Source organism: Polaromonas sp. (assembly GCF_029945895.1).
In the GTDB taxonomy this organism is placed as follows: Bacteria; Pseudomonadota; Gammaproteobacteria; order Burkholderiales; family Burkholderiaceae_C; genus Polaromonas.
The window spans coordinates 1-19,865 of record NZ_JAQSDL010000075.1; the positions used below are offsets into that span (position 1 = coordinate 1).

Annotated in this window: 14 protein-coding genes and 2 pseudogenes; 7 read left to right on the top strand and 9 right to left on the bottom strand. The window is 61.8% G+C overall.

Annotation, left to right across the window (positions count from 1 at the left end):
• From PSV33_RS08395 to PSV33_RS08425, 7 genes and pseudogenes are all read left to right on the top strand, one after another.
• Positions 1 to 135, top strand: a pseudogene (locus PSV33_RS08395) (4-hydroxyphenylpyruvate dioxygenase); the annotation flags it as partial.
• Between the two features lie 111 nt (positions 136 to 246).
• Positions 247 to 1,098, top strand: a complete 852-nt coding sequence (gene phhA / locus PSV33_RS08400; protein WP_300560580.1) for a phenylalanine 4-monooxygenase — start codon at positions 247 to 249, stop codon at positions 1,096 to 1,098.
• A 114-nt stretch (positions 1,099 to 1,212) separates the two neighbouring features.
• Entirely contained in the window at positions 1,213 to 2,994 is a 1,782-nt protein-coding gene (locus PSV33_RS08405) for an adenylate/guanylate cyclase domain-containing protein (protein WP_300560581.1), read from the top strand.
• 204 nt (positions 2,995 to 3,198) lie between these two features.
• Complete coding sequence (locus PSV33_RS08410) at positions 3,199 to 4,113, top strand: phosphatase PAP2 family protein (protein WP_300560583.1); 915 nt, start codon at positions 3,199 to 3,201, stop codon at positions 4,111 to 4,113.
• A gap of 7 nt (positions 4,114 to 4,120) precedes the next feature.
• Positions 4,121 to 6,091: a hypothetical protein gene (locus PSV33_RS08415; protein WP_300560584.1), complete on the top strand. Its 1,971-nt coding sequence runs from the start codon at positions 4,121 to 4,123 to the stop codon at positions 6,089 to 6,091.
• 274 nt (positions 6,092 to 6,365) lie between these two features.
• A complete protein-coding gene (locus PSV33_RS08420) occupies positions 6,366 to 6,893 on the top strand; it encodes a hypothetical protein (protein WP_300560585.1) in 528 nt (175 codons plus the stop codon).
• Between the two features lie 8 nt (positions 6,894 to 6,901).
• On the top strand, positions 6,902 to 7,579 hold the full coding sequence (locus tag PSV33_RS08425) for a trans-aconitate 2-methyltransferase (RefSeq protein ID WP_300560587.1): 678 nt from the start codon (positions 6,902 to 6,904) through the stop codon (positions 7,577 to 7,579).
• Here the strand turns inward: PSV33_RS08425 and PSV33_RS08430 are convergent.
• From PSV33_RS08430 to PSV33_RS08465, 9 genes and pseudogenes are all read right to left on the bottom strand, one after another.
• The gene (locus PSV33_RS08430; protein ID WP_300560589.1) at positions 7,557 to 10,592 is read right to left on the bottom strand and encodes an adenylate/guanylate cyclase domain-containing protein; all 3,036 of its coding nucleotides are present in this window, start codon (positions 10,590 to 10,592) and stop codon (positions 7,557 to 7,559) included. The genes PSV33_RS08425 and PSV33_RS08430 overlap by 23 nt on opposite strands.
• Positions 10,593 to 10,652: 60 nt before the next feature.
• Positions 10,653 to 10,784: pseudogene (locus PSV33_RS19870) on the bottom strand (zinc ribbon domain-containing protein); the annotation flags it as partial.
• Between the two features lie 94 nt (positions 10,785 to 10,878).
• Entirely contained in the window at positions 10,879 to 11,967 is a 1,089-nt protein-coding gene (locus PSV33_RS08435; RefSeq protein ID WP_300560591.1) for a M4 family metallopeptidase, read from the bottom strand.
• A 94-nt stretch (positions 11,968 to 12,061) separates the two neighbouring features.
• Positions 12,062 to 12,721: a Crp/Fnr family transcriptional regulator gene (locus tag PSV33_RS08440; protein WP_300560592.1), complete on the bottom strand. Its 660-nt coding sequence runs from the start codon at positions 12,719 to 12,721 to the stop codon at positions 12,062 to 12,064.
• Between the two features lie 64 nt (positions 12,722 to 12,785).
• Positions 12,786 to 13,442, bottom strand: a complete 657-nt coding sequence (locus tag PSV33_RS08445) for a helix-turn-helix transcriptional regulator (RefSeq protein WP_300560593.1) — start codon at positions 13,440 to 13,442, stop codon at positions 12,786 to 12,788.
• Between the two features lie 267 nt (positions 13,443 to 13,709).
• Positions 13,710 to 17,135 carry a response regulator gene (locus PSV33_RS08450; RefSeq protein WP_300560595.1) on the bottom strand — a complete coding sequence of 1,142 codons (3,426 nt, stop codon included), beginning with the start codon at positions 17,133 to 17,135 and terminating at the stop codon, positions 13,710 to 13,712.
• 30 nt (positions 17,136 to 17,165) lie between these two features.
• On the bottom strand, positions 17,166 to 18,266 hold the full coding sequence (locus PSV33_RS08455) for a response regulator (RefSeq protein WP_300560597.1): 1,101 nt from the start codon (positions 18,264 to 18,266) through the stop codon (positions 17,166 to 17,168).
• 92 nt (positions 18,267 to 18,358) lie between these two features.
• Positions 18,359 to 19,285 (bottom strand): alpha/beta fold hydrolase, encoded by a 927-nt coding sequence (locus PSV33_RS08460; RefSeq protein ID WP_300560599.1) that lies wholly within the window; start codon positions 19,283 to 19,285, stop codon positions 18,359 to 18,361.
• A 25-nt stretch (positions 19,286 to 19,310) separates the two neighbouring features.
• The coding region (locus PSV33_RS08465) for a GMC family oxidoreductase (RefSeq protein ID WP_300560601.1) at positions 19,311 to 19,865 on the bottom strand (555 nt) is incomplete at its 5' end.

The following is a 19,865-nucleotide window of genomic DNA, read 5'->3' on the forward strand; positions in this document are numbered from 1 at the left end:
AACCAGCTCGGCCCGATCTTCTTCGAGTTCATCCAGCGCAAGGGCAACCAGGGTTTTGGCGAAGGCAATTTCAAGGCCCTGTTTGAAAGCATGGAGTTGGACCAGATGCGGCGCGGCGTCCTGCAGAAGGCCTGATCATTATTTCCGTTCGGGCTGAGCTTGTCGAAGCCTCCCCGCTGGCCCCTTCGACCCTTCGTCGGGCTCAGGACAGGCCAAGCTCAGGGCGAACGTCCAAGAGAGAAACACATGGCTATTGAACCCGCAGTCTATGGCAGCAGTGACCGTCCGCCGCGCGGCGACTACACACGTGCCGGCGCCGACTACACCTGCCCGCAAAACTACGACAGCTACACCGACGCCGACCACGACACCTACCGGCGCCTGTACGCGCGCCAGGCGGCACTGCTGCCCGGTCTGGCCTGTGACGAGTTCATTTCCGCCCTGCCATCGCTGGGCGCCAGCGACCACATCCCGCGTTTTGAAGACATCAACCAGCGCCTGCGCAAAGCCACCGGCTGGGAAATCGTCACCGTTCCCGGGCTGATTCCAGAGGTGCCCTTTTTCACACTGCTGGCGAACCGCAAATTTCCGGTGACCGACTGGATTCGCAAGCCGGAAGAGTTCGACTACATCGTCGAGCCGGACGTGTTTCACGACCTGTTCGGCCATGTACCGCTGCTGTTCAACCCCATCTTCGCCGACCACATGCAGGAATACGGCAAAGGCGGGCTCAAGGCGCACGGCCTGGGCGCTTGTGAGCAGTTGAGCCGACTCTACTGGTACACCATTGAGTTCGGGCTGATCCAGCAGAAGGATGGTTTGCGTGCTTACGGTGCCGGCATCCTGAGCTCATCGGGCGAGTTGCAGCACTCGGTGCAAAGTGTCGAGCCACAACGCCTGCCGCTCGATATCGAACGCGTGATGCGCACGCGCTACAAGATCGACAGCTACCAGCAGACCTACTTTGTCATCAACAGCTTCCACGAACTGTTCGACAAGACGGCGCCGGACTTCACGCCGATTTACCAGCGGCTGCAGGGACTGCCCGACATTGCCGCCGGTGCGCGGCAGGGCGACGAGGAAGCCATTCAGCGCTAAAGCAACGCATGGCGCCTTCCAGTGCGTCATCGTGCTTGTCCAACTCATCGCGACGGCTTCTCCTACAAAAGGAGGAGGTAAAATTTTGTTACACCGTCTACGATGAGGCTCCCGTTGATCGAATTACCTGCCAACCTGACAAGAAGCACCAAAGTGTTGCTGGTCATGGACGTGGTGGAGTCGGTCCGGATCATGGAGCAGGACCAGGATGGCTTTGTACGGCGGTGGCAACAACTCGTGGAAGAAGCGGAGCAGAACGTGCTTCCGCGGCATGGCGGGCGCATTGTCAAAAGCCTGGGCGACGGCCTGATGCTGGAATTTGCCAGCGCCCAAGGTTGCGTCAAGGCCGCCTTTGACCTGCACAGCTTCACCCGGCAAGCGAACCGCGGCGTGAAGCCCGAGCACCAGATGCACCTGCGCATGGGCGGTCACCTCGCCAGCTTCGTCACCGACCAGCACGACATCTACGGCACCGACGTCAACCTGACCTCGCGCGTGAGCACGCTGGCAGGGCCCGGTGAGACAGTTGTCACCGCAGACATGCGCGATCAGTTGGCGCCAGTGCTGGATGCGGACGTCGAAGACCTCGGCGAATGCCACCTGAAACACGTCAAGGAACCGATTCGCGCCTACCGCGTGGGCCCGCCTGGTGATGCACCCATTGTTCCGCCGGGCAACGCGGTTGAACTCAACCTGCGGCCCACCATCGCCGTGATTCCGTTTGCGATGCGCAGCAACGAGCTTGGGCATGAACTGCTCGGCGAAGCCCTGGCGGACGAGGTCATTGCGGCGCTGTCGCGGACCTCGGAGCTGCACGTGATCTCTCGCCTGTCAACGACGGTCTTTCGCGACCGGCGCGAGGCCATCGAGGACATCAAGACGCACTTGGGCGCCACCTATATTCTCTCGGGCACCTGCCGCAGTGCCGGAACCCAACTGGCACTGTTTGTTGAGCTGATCGATACCAAGACCGGGCACATCCTCTGGGCGGACAGCCTGAAGGGGGAGGTGCATGGCCTGTTTGCGGCTGATGATGAGTTAATCGCCCGCGTAGTGGGGGGGATCAGCGGCTCAGTAATGTCCCAGGAGTTGCAACTGGCCCGCAGTCAGGCACTTCCCACCTTAAACGACTACACCTTGCTGCTGGGAGCGGTGGCATTGATGCACCGCACGTCGCTCATTGAGTTCGATCGCTCTCGAAAAATGCTGGAGCATCTTGTTGAGCGCGGTCGCCGGCATCCCATTCCCCACGCCTGGCTGGCGAAATGGCATGTTTTACGCGCATCACAAGGATGGTCGGAAGATCCGAAGTCCGACGCAGCAAAGGCACGTGACTTCACCAAACGCGCTCTGGATAGTGACCCGGATTGCTCTCTGGCGCTAACCATCGATGGAATGGTTCACACCAACTTGTTCCATGATTTTGGACTGGCAGAAACCAGCTACGAGAGGGCTTTGTCGGCCAACCCCAACGACTCATTGGCTTGGTTGCTGAAGGGAATGTTTCATGCCTTCAAGGGTGAAGGGGGGCAAGCGTATGCACACGTCAACAAGGCCAACGTTTTATCGCCGTTAGACCCCTTAAAGTATTTTTACGAATCGCTGACAGTATCCGCCCTAGTATGCGACGGTCGTTACGACGAAGCAATAGCGGTGGCCCGAAGCTCGCTGCGCCACAACACTACCCACGCATCTACCTATCGGGCGTTGATGCTCGCACAATCGTTCGCCGGCAAACTTGAAGACGCCCGTGAGACCCGCATGAAACTGGAGCGAATAGAGCCCGGATTCACTGTTCAAAAGTTTCTTGCTCGTTATCCGGGGCGCGAGATAGCGCCCGCATACGCGAGGACCCTGGGTGACGCCCTGGCGCGAATTGGTGTCCCTTTCAACTAAACCACATTGGAGTGAATGACTATGGCAGGTTATGCAGGTTATGCCGGATACGCCGGTTATGCAGGGTACGCGGGGTATGCCGGTTATGCGGGATATGCTGGTTATGCGGGGTACGCTGGATACGCCGCAGCGCCCGACCCTCTTGTGGTCGAAGCTCTAAGCAACAGTCGAGGCGCGCTGGTAGGCCCGTTTGCAGGCGCCATAGTGCCCTTCACCCTGCCCACCCCACTCGACAAACCCGACCGCCTTGCGGAGTGGGCCGCAGGTCCGCGCATGGCGGCCTGCTCCCTGGAAATGCTTTCCGGCCTGCGTTTTGACGTGAACCAGGCCAAGGCCGCCGTGACCCTGGGCTTCGTCAACCTGGACAAAAAGCCGCTCAAGGACCTGGCGCTGGCTCGCCTGGTCCGCCCGGGTGAAAAAATCTTTACGCAGCAACTGGACCTAGTCGCCAACTACGCGGAACTGCGCAAAGACCGCGGCGCAGAAGTTCTGGCACAGATGAACGGTGGCGCCGCCTTCTGGGCATCGATCGTGGGCCTGACCGCACATCGCCACAAATACACGCTGGAGCTGCTGGACCTGGCGATGTCCCTCGCCACCCATGTCGAGATGCGTTTCAAGCATGCCTTTGCCTGCCCGCGTCCGGTCGACCTGTCGCCGCAAATCCAGCCCATGATCCCGACACCCGGCCACGCCAGTTGGCCCAGCGGACACGCGACCGAAGCCTACATGACCTGCGCCTTTTTGCAGGCGCTGATTCCGCACGGTGACAAATACAGTGAGCAGCTTGAACGTCTGGCTGCACGTATTGCGGTGAATCGCACGGTCGCGGGTCTGCACTACCCGGTCGACAGCGCCGTGGGACGCTTGCTAGGCACATCGCTGGCGGAGTTTTTTGTCGCCCGCTGCACCGGCCAAAAAGTGCACGAGCGTGGTTTTGCCGGCCCCAAATTCCATGGTCCCAAAGACACCGTGATCGACTTCGACCCGCGCATTTCCATGACAGACAACAAGAGCGGCTACTACGAGTACGCGTCATCGTCATCTGCGATTGCCGCCTCGCCTCTGCTTGAATTTATGTGGACCAAAGCCGCCAAAGAGTGGCAACCTCTCAAGTAAGCCCGCCATGAGCTGGACAAAACTGCCCAAGGGCGAGTTCACGGGCATCGATTGGGCCAAGCCCAATGCCACCGCCGGTTTTGACCCCTACCTGGTATGGGCCGAGGCTGACAACTTTTCCGGCTACGGCAACAAGCGGCCGAAGTGGTTGCCAATTGCCATTGAACTCAAGCCGGGCACGACGGTGCAGCAGCTGCTAGACGCCGCATCGGGCAAATGGCTGCATGTCCCGCCGGTGTACACGAGCCGCGCGGCACCGGCGGGCCTCAAGTTTTGCACGGCGCGTGTGAGACCCGACTTCTTCAAACACATCCAGCCGGGCGGTCGCCTGCACGCGCTGGTTCTGCGTTTTGAACTCGGCTTGCCGGCGGCGGAATATGCCGACGACCCGACCGGTCACGGCAAGGGAATAACGCCGCCCCACTCCAGCGGCGCCGACTACCAGGCCAAGGCGCAAGCCGAAACCCTGTTGTCGGGCAAGGTGCTGGCGTTGATTGACGACAGCCTGGCGTTGGCCCATGCCAACTTTCTCCATGACGGCAAGGCGCGTACCGCTTACTTCTGGCGCCAGGACGCCAGGGGCGCGGGCCCCACGCCGCACGCTCTCGGTTATGGCCACGAACTGACCGCCTCTGACATCAACGCTGCAATGCAGGCCAACACCTACGGTGGCCTGGTGGACGAAAGCGCGGTTTATGTTGCGCTGGGACTTTCCACGCTCGGCAAGAAAATGCCAAAGCGTGAACATTTTTTCCACGCACTGGACACCTCCGTCAGCCACGGCAGCCACGTCATGGATCTAGCGGCCGGGCCGCGCACCCTGCTCGCCCAGGTCGGCGATCTTCCGCCGGGTTTCGACGCACCGCCCAGCTGGGCGAGGGCCGACGACGATGCCAGCCGCGCGGCCTTGATCGCGGTGCAGCTGGACTACGACACGGTACGAGATACCTCGGGCGGCTCAATGAACGTGCATGTGCTCGACGGGCTGATGTATGTCCTGTCGCGCTGCGACGACGACGCCAAGGTGACGGCCAACATCAGCTTCGGTACGCTGGCTGGCCCGCATGATGGAACAGCACTGCTGGAAGCTGCAATGGATGCGCTGATTGACTTGCTGAAAGGGCGGCTGCAGATCGCGCTGGCTGCCGGCAACAGCTACCAGCTGCGCACGCACGCCAATACTACGCTATCAAAAAATGAGCGAGTTGCGCTTCATTGGCGGGCGCTACCCGACGATTCGACCCAAAGTTTTGTGGAGTTATGGGTCGAGGAAGACCGCGACGGCCTGGAGATCACCATCACCCCGCCTGGTCGCGCCGCCTTGCCGCCACTGAAGTTTGGCGAATCAAAAATGTGGACGGGTGGCGGCAAGCGACCGCTGTGCGCGCTGATTTACCCGATGACGGTCGCAACCGGCCGGCGTGGCACCTGTGCCCTGCTTGCGGTTGCGCCTACGTTCAGTTTTGACGAGAAGACGGCAACGGCACCAAGCGGGGTGTGGCAGATCACGCTGACCAATACCGGCAAGAAGGCGATCACCGTAGACGCTTATGTGGAGCGGGACGACGTAGTCATCGGCACCCGCGGTGGCGCCCGGCAGTCACACTTCGAGGACGCGTGGTATGACACCAGCGGGAACCCGGACTCCTTCGTGGACCATCCCGACAACCCAAGCCTGATCCGGCGCAGCGGCAGCTTCAACAGCATCGCCACAGGCCGCAAGACCGTGTCGGTAGGCGGTACACGAATCACCGGGCCGCGCTGGGCCCACTATTCCCCGCAGACACCTGATCCTGACGCAGGACGGACCCAGCGCCCCGGGGTAACCAGGAGCCCGGATGCGCAAGCTTTCAGCGACGAGAACCCGGCAACGCTCGGCGTCAATGCGGCCGGAACGCGCAGTGGAGCGGCGGTACGCCTTATGGGTACCAGCGACGCCTCGCCCCAGCAAGCCAGGCGGATTCTGAACGGCATGTAGACGCGGCAGGAGATCCAGCGAAGCCAGGCCGTGTGAGTCATGAACCTGTGAAGGACCGGCTGCGGACGAACACTTTCGGCTAGGCCGCAGCTGTTGAGAACAACGCAACACTTTGCACCCTGGCGCCGCTCGCTGGCGGCCTAAAGCTCCTGCCCCCCGGTTCACCCTCTTTTCACGGGAGGGAGTTGGCCCTACACTCAGCGTGAATTTACAGTACGTTGCACTTTTTACGCTTAACCAGCAATTTCATCAACCGTAACCGCAGGAGAGATTTATGGGCTATTTCATGAAAGAGCACGACATCCACGTTGGAAGTCTGCTTGACCAATTGAATGTACGTTTCGGACCAACGCCCGACAAAAAAACGCATTTTGGCGGCATCGATGAGATGGCGGCACTGCAAAAAGAGTTCAAGATTTTCAAGAAGGGGCGCTCTTTCAAGAGCAGCGTGGCTGTTCTCAACATCGGTGCATCCAATGCAGAAGCCAAGAACCGCATGCACGACTACTTCGCCAATCTCAGCAAACATGACTCGAACGTGGCCGGCCAGAACGGCGACGTGGCGATTGTCAACGCGATGGTGCGCAACCTTGCCTCAAAAACTCCGCTACCGGTTTACTTCACGTTTCACGACATGCGTGCGGAAAAAGGCAATACCCGCGTATTGATCACCGACAAGGATCGGCCCGTAGCCTACTTCAACCAGGACTACCTGACCATCTCCTTGCCAACAATGGCGTTGAAGGCCACCAAACCTGCAACGAAGCCTGCGGCAAAGGCTGCAAAAACAGCGAAGAAGTAAGACTGGTGATGGAAGCAGGGAAGAGCTCCGGCATCCGGACGGCAGCCTCCCCTGTGCAAAGCCTGACGCATCTGCATGCGGACATTGAATGCTACTACACGCAGAAGGTGCTGGCGCACGGGGCGACCCCCCTTGGGGTGGACTGGACTTGCCGGCCAACCCAGGAGCTTCGCTTTGTGCAACTCCTCAAGTTGTGTGACTTCCGCCAGCCGTTCTCGCTGAACGATGTGGGCTGCGGTTATGGCGCGCTGCTGGCCTTTCTGGCCAGACGGCATCGGGGCGCCCAGGTGGACTACCTCGGCACCGATCTCTCTCAGGCCATGATTGACCGTGCCAAACTGTCTTGGCGCCCATCCATTCGTTCCCGGTTTGTCGTCACGGGGGGCATTCCTCGTGTCGCCGACTACTCAGTAGCCAGCGGCATCTTCAACGTGAAGCTGGAGCAACCGGCTGCCCGCTGGACGGTATTCATCAAACAGATGTTGGCAGCCATGCATGCGACGAGCCGTCTCGGTTTTGCTGTGAATTTCTTGGCCCCGATGGGGCCAAGCATGCAGAACATCCCGGAACTGTACCGCACCTCACCCGAGATATGGGTGCGTTATTGCAAACGCCAGTTCAACACAAAAGTTGAACTGGCAAGCGACTATGGGATGAGCGAATTCACACTGCTTGTGCGGCGCTGACGCCTGTTTGTCCAGCCAGCCCGCCCAACGAGTTCAATCTGGCCCGCTCTTGCACAAAGAGATCCCGATAGATGGTCACACCTGTCAGCCCCACCAAATGCTCCGCCTCGGCAAACAGGGCTTCCGCCTGACCAGCACATACAGGACCATGGACGTCGAGCATCGCTGATGCTCGGGTGACGAGTGCCCTGCATTCCGGCAGGCGGGTGCTTCGCTCACGGGAAATATCAATCGCCTCCTGGGCCAAGTCCAACGCCTGTTCAACCCGCCCAAGCCGACGCTGGCATTCAGCCAGACTGGCAAGGATTTCGGTTTCAAACTCCATGGCGACGCTAGCGCTCCTGACAAGCGCCAAGGCTTCTGAATAAGTCTTGGCGGCAGTGTCAAAGTCACCCTCAATGCTGGCGACGGTAGCACGACAACTCAATGCAAAAACACGCAGATAAGGATTGTCATGCTTGGCGGTAATTTCGGCGACGTGGCCGTAGTGCTCCTGGGCCAGAGCGGCGTCGCTGCGGCACCAGGCCAGATCGATATAGCCAAAGTGGGCGAACTGCAGAATCACCGGGTCATTTGATGATCGTCCCATGACCAGCAACTCTCTCAGGCACTGCTCGGCTTCATCCAGGCGTCCGAGTCGGGTCAGCAAACGACCACGCATCCCCATCACCCACTGCTCAATGCTGAAGCCAATCCATTCGCGGTCAAACCTGTCAATTTTCCCGATGTCGCGAAGCGCCCTGCTATTGGCCTCCAGGGCCTGCTCCAGCAATCCAGCCCAGGCATAGGCCTGGCTCAATGCGGCATTGATCATCGCTGCGCGACCCGGGTCGGCACCAGGCGCCATCAAGGATTGCGCCTTCTGGAGACGCTCCACATATCCGTCGGCAGGGCCACCACTGGCTTGCAGCATTCTCCCTTCAGCCATCACCAGCAATTGAACCAGCCGGGCATCCACCTCGCCGGCAAGTTCTGTGGCTTCGTCGATATACGGCTGCACCTCTTTCAGGGTCAAGCCCTCACGCCAGCCCAGTACACAGATCTGCCCTCCGGCACGCACGCGCAGGCTATCCGTCACGGCGGATCTCGGCTGATTCTGCAAAAGCGTGCGCACCTTGTGCCAGTGTTTGATGGCCAATGCCGAGTTGGTCGAGCCCACCCACTGCGCGGCGCGTGCAGCATGGCCCGCAGCGTCGAGGAACTGCCCTGCCGCTTCGTAATGGTAGGAAATCAGTCCCGCATACTCATCGAGCTGATCGCGGTAATAGACTTCCATTGCCACCGCCACCGCACCGTGGAGCGGGCCGCGGCGCACCTTGAGTTGCGCGCTGTAGGCCACTTCCTGGATGAGGGGGTGGCGAAAGGTGAAGCGGCGGCCGCCCACGGCAGGCTGCGGCAGGATGAGCTCAGCGTGGCACAGGCCATCGAGCCCCTTCTCGATCACCTTGGCCAGCGGGCTGGCCATGTGTTCCAGCACGGCAAGCGGGATCTCCTTGCCGATGATCGCGCACATCTGCAGCAAGGTTTTTTCGGGCTCGCCCAAGCGATCAAGGCGGGCACCAATCACAGCCTGCACTGTCGCGGGCAAGGCCCGCTCTATCGCCTCCAGCCCTCCGGCACGAAGATCGGAGCCTTTCAGGAAATAGCCACGATCGACCAGCGAACGCACCAACTCTTCCGCGAAAAAGGGATTGCCGCCGCTTCGCGCTGCCACCAGCTCGCAGATGTCCTGGAGGTCGGTACGGGGCCCGATCAGCGCCCGGACGAGATGCTCTGTTTCCCTGGCGCTCAGTTGCCCAAGGTCGATCTTTTCGAAATTTTTAAACTGGCCCCAAGGAAGGCGGTACGAAGGCCGGAAATTGAGGACCACCATGGTCTGGGTGTCAGTGGCCGCCTCAATCAGTGTCGCAACAAATTCTTCGCTGGCCTCGTCAAGCCAGTGAAGGTCTTCGATGAGAATCACCGAGGTCGTGGCCGCATCATGCTTGACCAGTTCGCGCACCACATTGAGCAACCTGGTGTGGCGCGCCTTGGGACTGAGGGCGGACGGCGCGCTGCCTGCCAGAGCCACCCCGAGAAATTCGTACAGCAAGGCCAGGTCAGTTTCCGACGGGAGGCCGAGCTCTGCCATGCGTTCGACAATCCGGCTTCTGGCGGCTGCGGCATCATCGGCAGGCGGAATGCGGAAAAAGAAGGTTCTCAAAAGGCTCAATCCCGGCTGCAACGGCATTGCGTGGCCATAAGGCTGCGCACGCACCTCAAAAACGGGAACCTGCCTGGCGCGGCACCACTGGACAAACTCATGGCAGAGCCTGCTCTTGCCCGCGCCAGGCTCGCCCGAGATGCCCACCACCCGGGCTTGTCCACGCTCGGTGACAAGCAGGGCCTGCTTGAGAAGATCGCTTTCCCGGTCCCGGCCAAGAAAGGGGGTCAGGCTAGCCGGATGAAAATGCTGGTCCGACGAGGCCATCTTGAACCCCGTCAAGGCGTAGATCGTGGATTGCCCTGAGATCCCCTTCAGGACATGCTGCCCCATGGGCTGCACCTCACAGAGCGTTCGAACCAGCGCATAACAACTTTCGGTCAGGCAAATACCGCCGGGATCGGCGAGCCCAACAACCCGGCTCGCAAGATGGATGGTGAGGCCGTGGGCCCCCCCGCCCTTGCCATCGGCGTTCTGTGGATCCGACGCCACCTGCCCCGAATGCAGGCCGACCCGAATGCGCAAGCCCTGGTCAGCCGGAGCGAAGGCCCGCTGCATGTCGAGCGCAGCTTCGCAGGCCAGCAAGGCGTGGCCTTCCAGCGCCCGGGGCGCGCCAAAAATGGCCATGACCCCGTCGCCCAGTGTTCGTACGACCGTTCCGTCAAACTTCTCGATGGAGGCGCACATGCGCGCCAGCGCAGGCCCCAGGCGGTCCATGGCCTGCTCGGCATCCAGATCGGCGATCTGCTCCGTGGAGCTCACGATGTCGGCGAAAAGGACGGTGGCCTGTTTGAGTTCGCCCCATGTCACGCCCGGCGGCGCAGCCGAGACACCTGGGACGGCGCTGGCGTGAGGAGTCCCGCACGCACCACAAAATCGCGCGGAAGGGCTGGATTCCTGCCCGCAATGGCGGCAAACCTGCGACAAACCCGCCCCACACCCCTCACAGAACCGGTTTCCGTCGGGGTTAACAGTCAGGCATGAGCCACAGCGCAATGACATTTCTTTAGGAGCTCTCAACAACACGTAACAGGGCCACTGCGAATCGTTACACGCTGCTCCTCACAAAGCAAGGCATTTGCACCTGTTCAGGAGATCAAGTGATCACTTTGACAGCCTGCCAGGCCGACATGACCGCTTTGCATTCCTTTGACTTAGCGCCAAACCGCTGGGAGGCCACATCAGTGGTTGCTCGCGCTGCATCCTGAAAACTGGCCTTGGGCTTGAGTTTGGCAAAGGCCTCGTACCAGATGGGCCCTGCCTTTTCCCAGGAATACCCGCCTATTTTCCGGGCCGCCAGGTAAAAGGCGTGATTGGGAATGCCGGAGCCGTCATGCACGTCCGCCCCGTCAACATACTGGTCCATGGTCCTGAACTGCTCGTCTTCGTACCAGGTCAGCTGGCGGTTCCCCGGGTCCTTCAGCGAGCGGATGGCGCGGCCATGCTGCGGCGCAAGCATGTGCTCACCGAGCAGCCAGTTGGCCTGCGTGACGTCCTCCCCGGCGTGCCACTGTTTGACCATGCTACCGAAAACATCGGAAAAAGACTCGTTGAGTGCGCCGCTTTGCCCCTGGAGCGCATGTGTCTGCTCCCGGAATTCACGGTCTTTCGGCGCGACCCGAACAACGCCCAGACCGCCCGCGATCAGGTGCTGCGTGACGCCGTGGGTGAGCTCATGGGCGATGATGTCCAGTGCAGCGGTAAATCCACTCACGTTCTGGTCGCCATCTCCGTAGACCATACGGTCGCCGGTCCACATCGCATTGCCGAAGTTCTTTCCGAAATGCACCGCCGATTCGACCCGCATGCTGCGGTTGTCGATCGAATGCCGGCCAAAAACCTTCAGGTAAAAATCAAGCGTGATGCCGGCATTGTCATAGGCCTGGTTGGCGGCGTGATCCTTGACCGGCTTGTCGCCCTCATCCCGCACGGGCTTGCCGGGAAGCACGGTGTCCGTGCCTGCGTCAAAAACACTGCGCCGGTAGGACGGCGTGGAATGTTGCGCTTGTTGCGGCAACGCTGCCGGCGCGTGGGGAACCCATGCACTGCGCTGCGTACGAAGGCGCGCGGCGCTTTCCATGTGGCCATGGATGACATGGCGATCGGCCTCCCCGGCTTTGTCGGCGAGCTTCCTGAGCAATTTGGAAGGAACTGCAAAACATGCGCAGCGATAGGCGGGACCCACGGCCGTGACCTCTTGAGCAAAAAAGCGGTCAACAGCCAATTGCGCTATGGGCAGCGACTCGTCGCCACGTGGGAAATAGGCCACACGAACCGGCCTACCAGCGACTGGGCAGTTTCTTGAGCAATGTGATGCGCCGGATGCCCAGTTCGATGTAGCCCCCTTTTTCGAGATCTTTAAGCAGCCGGCTGACCATCTCGCGCGAGGCTCCCACGCGATTGGCAATGTCCTGGTGGGTGATGGACTCCAGCGTGGCGCTGCCGCCGGGTGCCTCGCCCGTGTCCTCCCGGCGCTCTTCCAGCAAGGCAACCAGCCGCCCGTACACATCGAGCAGCGCCATGTTTCGCGCTGTCTCCGTCGCTGAGCGGGCACGGCGTATCACCTGAACCACGAGATTGATGGCGAACTCAGGTTCTTCCACCAGGTGTTCGCTGACATCGGTACGGCTCAGCACCGCGCAAGTGCAGGGCTCCAGCGTCATCACCGAGGCAGAACGGGGCCCCCCGTCGAGCGACATCTCACCGAAATAGTCGCCCGCATGGACCGTCCCGTAAGTGATTTCGCGCCCGCTTTCGTCCATGGCAAAGACCTTGACACTGCCCTTGAGCAGGACAAATAGGCTGTCGCCTGACTCACCCTCGTTGATCAAAACCGCATTTTTTCGGTAAGTCCGCAGCACGCCGCGGCGAGCCAGCGAGCGCAACTCGGGAACCAGCGGCGTGTAAAGGTCTTCGTTGGAAGGTATGGACGTGCTCATGATGAGCCGTAATCTAGCACGCGGCGGGCCCCCGGTGTGGGCCACGTGGGGGCGACAGCCCTTTTCAGTGAATTTGGGCCAGATGAAAAGGTGCCACCGGTGGCAAAACGGCGACACGGTTCACCAGTTCGCGTACGCCGCTGGAGCCCGTTTTGGCGCAAAGGCTGCGCACATGGCTGCGTACCGTGGAAACAGCAACTTTCAGCTGGACAGCAATTTCCGGCGTGCTCAAACCGCGGCACAGGATGGCCAGTACCTGCTCTTCCGTCTGGGTCAACCCATAACTGCGCGCAAAAAAGCCGAACATGCCGGACTCACAGACTTCGGCACGCGCAAAAACCAGGGCAATGCGGGCATCCCAGGCATCGGCATCGGGCTTGAGTGGCACGACGGCCAGCGTCAGGGTCAGGCCTGCGCCAGACAAATTGATCAGGCTGCGTTTGCCGCCCACTGCCTTGCCCAACGCGTTTTGGAGCATTTTGCAGTCTGCTGGCGTCATGGCTTGGACCTCGCCGTCCACCCTGTTGAGCACCCGATGGCGGTTCAGTTCGGTGCGGGCTGCACGATTGGCGTGGATGATCTGCCCCCCCTCTCCCACCACAATGACGCCATGGCCCAGCACGTCAACCAGCAACGAGAGCACGTCCGGACCTGCGTGCGGGCGGGTTGCGTCATGGTTCAGGGCAGCATCCAGAAATCCGGCGGTCAACAGGGTATTCATCTTCAGGGCTTAGCTGTTACAGGTTGTTAAGCGTATGAAGCCTGCCCGATTCTGGATAGTGAATATGGAGCCCCGTTTTTGTGATCAAAGTCACAACAAAAGCGACCATCAGATGAAAACACAGGCGGGATTTGACGGTTTCGGACGTCTTTCCGATGCGCCTCACGAGTGCATTCATCATCAGTAAGTGTGCGCAAACTTTCGATCGAAGGCATCAAAATTGGAGATATCGGACAGACATCCCGTCGCCCGGGGATAGCTCGGGCCTCAGACCCAATTGTCAAGAATGGCGCTGGTTTTGACCCAGTAGATTTGCAGCTTTTCAAGCTGTTGCAGGGCGTCGGACGGGATCTCACCGGTTTTTGCAACCAGTTCCAGCTCACTGCACACCGCCTGCATCGCGACGGCACCGACGTTGCTCGTAGCGCCTATCAGGGCATGGGTTGCCCACGCCAAGGCGGCAGCGTCGCCCGCCCGGATGCTCTCTTCGATGGCGCTCAGTCGCTGGGAGGCATCGGCGACGAACAGGCCGATCACCTCGCGCGTCATGGTCAGAGCATCGTCATCGAATTCCTTGAACTGAGCCAGCCGCTCCAGGTCCATCAGCACAGGTTCCACTGCCGGCAGCAGGCCGCTTTTTGGCGTCGGCACCACTGCAGGCGGGCCGGCAGCAATTCCCTGGTCCCGCACCGGAGGCGCCGTTGCAAAGCCACCAGAGCCCCCCGCCGCAGCCGTCATCCTGGGCAGCCAGCGCTCCAGCGCCTGGGCCAGCGCGGCAACATGTAGCGGTTTGGTCAGGTAGTCGTCCATGCCCGCCGCAGTGCAACGGGCGCGGTCTTCGGGGGACGCGGCTGCGGTCAGGGCGATGATGGGGGGCGCCTTCCTGCCCATCATGGCCTGAATTTGCTGGGTGGCCTGGAAGCCGTTCATGCGCGGCATGTTGATGTCCATCAGCACCGCACCAAAGCGCGAGCCTGCGCCGTGGGCGCGTGCCACGGCCTGCACCGCCTCCCGCCCATCCAGCGCGGTGGCCGTGTGGTAGCCCAGCCTGGCCAGCATGGCGCAGGCCACCTTGAGGTTGACGGCGTTGTCGTCCACCACCAGCAAGGTCAGGTTTTTCGCAGCAGACGCGCCTTCGAAGGTGGATGACTGCGATGATGGCTTGTGCACTCCCGGCATCGACAGGCAGCGTGCGAGCGCGTCAAACAATTGCCGCTGTCGGGCGGGCTTGAGCAGCCGCGCCTCGAACAGCTGGGAGGCTTCATGGCCGGGCGGCATGAAACCTGACGTCAGCAGCACCAGCGGTATGCCGGCAAGCGGCACCGTGGCCTTGATGACGCGGGAAAGTGCCACGCCATCCATTTCCGGCATGTGCATGTCGGTGATGATGATGTCCGGGAGCGCCCCCACGGACTGCGCTTGCGCCAGCGCCTGCAAGGCCTGGGCGCCCGACTCGGCGCTAGCCACCTGCATGCCCCACAACTGAAGCTGCCGTGTCAGCACCCGGACATTGGTCACGTGGTCATCCACCACCAGCGTGCGCTTCCCATGCAGGGCGGCAGCATCGACAGCCGCCGCCGCAGGCGGCAGTTCGGCCGGCGGCGCCAGGATCGTGAACCAGAAGGTGGAGCCCTTGCCCGGCACGCTGTCCACACCGATGTCGCCGTCCATGAGTTCGACCAGCCGCTTGCAGATTGCCAGCCCCAGGCCGGTGCCGCCGTATTTGCGCGTGGTGGAGGCGTCTACCTGGGTGAATGCCTGGAACAGCGACCCCACGCGGTCGGGCGGAATGCCTATGCCGGAATCGGACACGCGGAATTCAACGCGCACCCGGTTCGGGTCACCAGGGTTGGGCAGGGAACGCGCACTCACGGTCACTTCACCTTTTTCAGTGAACTTGACGGCGTTGTTGATCAGGTTGATCAACACCTGGCGGATTCGCGTCACATCCCCGGAGACCGCTGCCGGCAGGGCAGGCGAAACGTTGCCTGCGACTTCCGGCAGGTCCACGATGAGCTCCAGGTTTTTCTCCCGGGCGCGGGGAGCGGCAATGTCGCAGGCCTCCTCAATCGCGCTGCGCAGGCTCAGGGGTTCAGATTCCAAGTCCAGTTTGCCCGATTCGATTTTCGAAAAATCCAGAATGTCGTTGATAACGGCCAGCAGCTGGTCGCTCGACAGGCGAATGGTCTGCAGGTAGTCGCTCTGCTCATCGTCGAGCGCGGTCTCGGCGAGCAGGGTACTCATGCCCACCACGCCGTTCAGGGGGGTTCGGATCTCGTGGCTCATGGTCGCCAGAAATGCGGCTTTGGCGCGCGCTGCCTGCAAGGCCTCTTCGCGCGAAGCGAGCAGTTCGACCGTACGCTGCGCCACCCGCTCTTCCAGCCGCTCGTTGGCCTCTTCAATCGCCCGGGCTTTGGCCTGGACCTCGGCCCGGTAATGCCTCAGTTGCTCGGCGCTGGAATGCATGACGCGCGAAAGCTCCATGACCTCCCGCAGATGTGTGCCGCTGTCAATGCGCGGTACTTCACCCCGCCCCAGCTTTTGCGCAGCCACACTCAGGCGCTTGAGCCGACGCCCGATGCGGTTGGCAACATAAAACGCCACCGCCGCCCCAAACAGGACCAGCACGCCAACGAGAGCCAGGGACAGCTTCCAGGCGCGGGCAATCTCAGCGGTGAAATCGCTTTCGGGTGCTGCCACGACCAGGGTCCAGCGCAAGCCCGCTGATTCGCCGAAGGGGCGCTGCACCATCAGCAGGGTGCCGTCCTGCAGCGGCAAGCGCTGCAAGGCCGTGTTGACGGCCACCGAATCCTCGCGCTTGCGGGCCTGCTCGCGCTGCAGCGCTGCAAAACTTTCGCGAATCACCGGGTTCGCGCTGTGCTGCGGACTGCGCCGCGCTGATTGTCCCGGCGCGTCGTCGAACAAGGGGTCACCAGCCGACCCGGCGACCAGCCACCCCTGCTCGTCCACCACGAAAGCTGCACCACGAGCGCTGATCCGCTGCGTTTGCAGCAGATCGGCCAGCCGCTGCAGATACAGGTCCACACCAAACACGCCCGCTGCACCGCCGTCCGCGTCGTACACCGGTTGGGACAGAGTCACAAACAGCTGCGGTTTGCCGGGTACCACCTGAATCGGGGAGAAAACCCGGCCCTTGGCCACCAGTGCCCCCTGGTACCAGCCCCGGGTGCGGGGCTCGAAAGGGGCCTGCGCAAGCGCCAGGGGCCGGCTACGGTCGCCGGGACGGCGCACCGCGAACGCCTGAAGACCTGTGTCAGCAGCGCCGCGAAGCTGCACGGTCGTACCGCTGCTTGTACTTTCCACCGAGAAATACTCGCCCCGGTTGTTTCCGTAATACAGATGGGGCACATCCGGTGACTGCCTGCCCAGCGCAAACGCCATGGGTTCAAAGGCAGCACTCTGCCGCAGCCAGTCACGGGCCTGCTCGGTCTGGGTGGGACTCAGGCGCTCGGGAACCAGGCCGTTCAGTATGGTGTGCGCCTGCCCCAAATGGGCTTCCGTGCCAGACTGCACCCGGGCCGCCACGTTGAACAGGACCCCCCCGGCCAGCTCCTGCACCGCCTGGTCACTGCTGCGCGCCATGAGCCAGGCCACCAGCCCCGCCGGCACGAGCGCGAACACCAGCAAACTTGCCACCAGGACCCGGCTCAGGGAAAACGTTTTCCTTGGCATGGCACTGAGGTTTGCCGACTCACCCACTTGTCAGGCGAGCGCCAGGCCCAGCAACTCGGCGGCATCGATGGCGGCCGTGCGGCCAGGCAGGGACACCAGCGCCCGACCGCCGGTGTTCACCGCGCCCGTGACTCCGCGCAACATGGCCACACTGGCGGCAATCTGCCAGCCGGCCTTGTAGGCCTGCTTCTGCAGAAGCAGGGTGGCGCTCACCGTGTCCCCCACCGGCAGTATCTGCACACTGCCGTGCAGGGGATCCTCGAGCCTGGCCAGCGCCACGGGGCCGCTGTTCAAGGCCACGCTGACATCGAAACGCGGCAGCCCCTGTCCGGGGAAATGGGAATTGAGAAACTGCTGCACGCGTTTGGCCGCATCGATCAGTCCCAGGGCGGCACGGGCCGCCCGCAAGCCATGGTTGACCGAGGTCGTGTCTGTGCTGTCGACAAAAACGACCAGCAGGCCCTCACCCACAAACTGCATGTGGCGCGCGCCAAACAGGTGCACGGTATCGCCGGCGTTGTTGTAGAACTGGCGCACCACATCACTCAGCTCCGTGCTGGTGAGTTTTTCAGCCAGCCCTGCATAGTTGAGCACGTCGACGAACAGGACGGTGGCATTCGAAAACTTCTCGTCCTGGCTTGATGCATCCGCCGCAGGCCACTTGTCGCTCAGTTCAGAGGCCAGTTTTTTTTCATACAGGCGAGCCAGGTGCTGCTTCTGGTCTTCCAGGGCTGCCTGCACCGCAGCTTCCACCGCCATGACCTGCACCGCCGCCTGCATGTGACGCTTGTTCAGCTGGGCCGCCGCCGCCTCGCGCAACTCGCCGGGACGGAAGGGTTTGGTGATGTAGTCGTCAGCGCCGCTGGTCATGCCGATACGCATGTGGGCCCGCTCCTGCAATGAGGTCAGGAGAACCACAGGCGTGGCCAGGATGGCCGGATCGGCCCGCAGCGCCTGCAGCATGGCAAATCCATCCATCACCGGCATCTGCACATCGCTGATGACCAGATCCGGCTTGTTCTGGCGCACCAACTCCAGCCCGGACAGGCCGTTGTCGGCCGACAGCACATCGTGACCGTCTTTCCGGAGTACCGATGCGACCAGCGTCCGCGTGGCGGCGTCGTCTTCCATAACCACTATCAGAGGCATTTTTATCCCAAGCATTAGCCAAAGCGCGACCTGCCTCTAGCTTACACAATTTGTTACCGAGTAAGATATTTTTACTATAGCGCCTGCGTACTTTTCCGCGACTCGCCCTCGATCAGGGCGAGGCTGGCGTCCATCACCCGTGGCATAAATGCCAGTTGCACGTGAGCTGCACCATGCACCAACCGGTTGTCCGCACCGGGAAGTGTCGCGGTGGAGCTTGGAAACACGATATTGTCGCAGTTGGAATACCAGCAGGTGAACAGCGAGTGACGGTGCGATGGCATGTCGAGGTCGAGCTCCCGGTGCCATTGCCCGGCCAGTTGCATCTGCCGGCCATTGGTGACGAGACTGAAACGGGCCAGCCAGGTCCCTCGATGCGGCGTCCCGATGGTCACCACATGGCAGACCCGCGCTTCGGCCTTCATGATTCTGAGCCAGGCACGGGCAGCCAGCCCCCCCATGCTGTGGCACACGAGCAGCGGCGGCAGGCCGGTGGCCGCGGTCACGCGCTGCACCGCGTCATCGATCAACGGCGCGTAGTCGTCAATCGAGGCAAAGGGCGGCTCCAGGTTGAGGGCGACAAACGCATGTCCCGTGCCTTCAAGCCGCTTCAGCCAGGGCGTCCAGAAGCCGCGGTTGCAGAAAAAACCATGGATGAACACGATTCCGCGCCGGCCTTTTTCGACGGCCTGCCCCGACAACTGATCGGGAACAACCCGGGAGCGGAAAGGCTGGCGCCAGCAAAAAATCCGGGGTGCCACGAGAGTCTCCCCCAGCCAGGCTCCTGCGAGTTCTTTCCAGGTCGGACGTGGCACAGGGTCCCTCCGGTTGATGAATCGCAGCGCCACAAACTCCAGCGCCAGAAACCCGGAATAGCCCAGCAACAGGACGGCGAAGCCGCCCATGGCAAGCAACGCTGAGCTCTTCCAGAAAAACACCAGCCACCCCGCTGCGGCGGCCAGCAGCGACACGGTGATCAGCTGCTGAAGGCGTGCCAGCATGGTTGGAGCCTGCGCCGGTGGCGGCTCAGGCCAGGACCACGTCGCGCCCCGTGAGCCGTTTGGCCAGCCCCTGCGCCAGCCGGTTCACGGTGCCGTAAATGGACAACTGGGGGTTGGCGCCAATGCTGGTGGGGAAAATCGAGCCATCGTGCACCGACAGGTTTTCAAGCTGCCAGTGCACGGCATCGGGTCGCGTCACGCCCCGCTTTTCATCGCTGCCCAGACCGCAGCCGCCCATCACGTGGGCACTCACGACCTTGGTGAGCAGCGGCTTCATGGGCAGGGCATTCACCGCGTCGCGTGCCTGGGCCCAGCTGGTGTAGGGCTGCGCCATTTCATGCAAAGGCAGCACCTGGCGGGCGCCCGCGGCGAACTGGATCTCCATCATCGACAACAAGGCGCGGCGGGCACCATCCATCACATAGTCGGTCAGCGGGTAGTCCAGCACGGCAGAACCGTCTCCGCGCAATTTGACTTTACCGCCACGTGACTGGTCGTGGAAACCGTCGCGCATCAAAGCCAGCAGGGTGTGGTTGTGCGGGAAGCTCTCCAGCAGTGCCTGCTGGCTCTGGCCAAAACC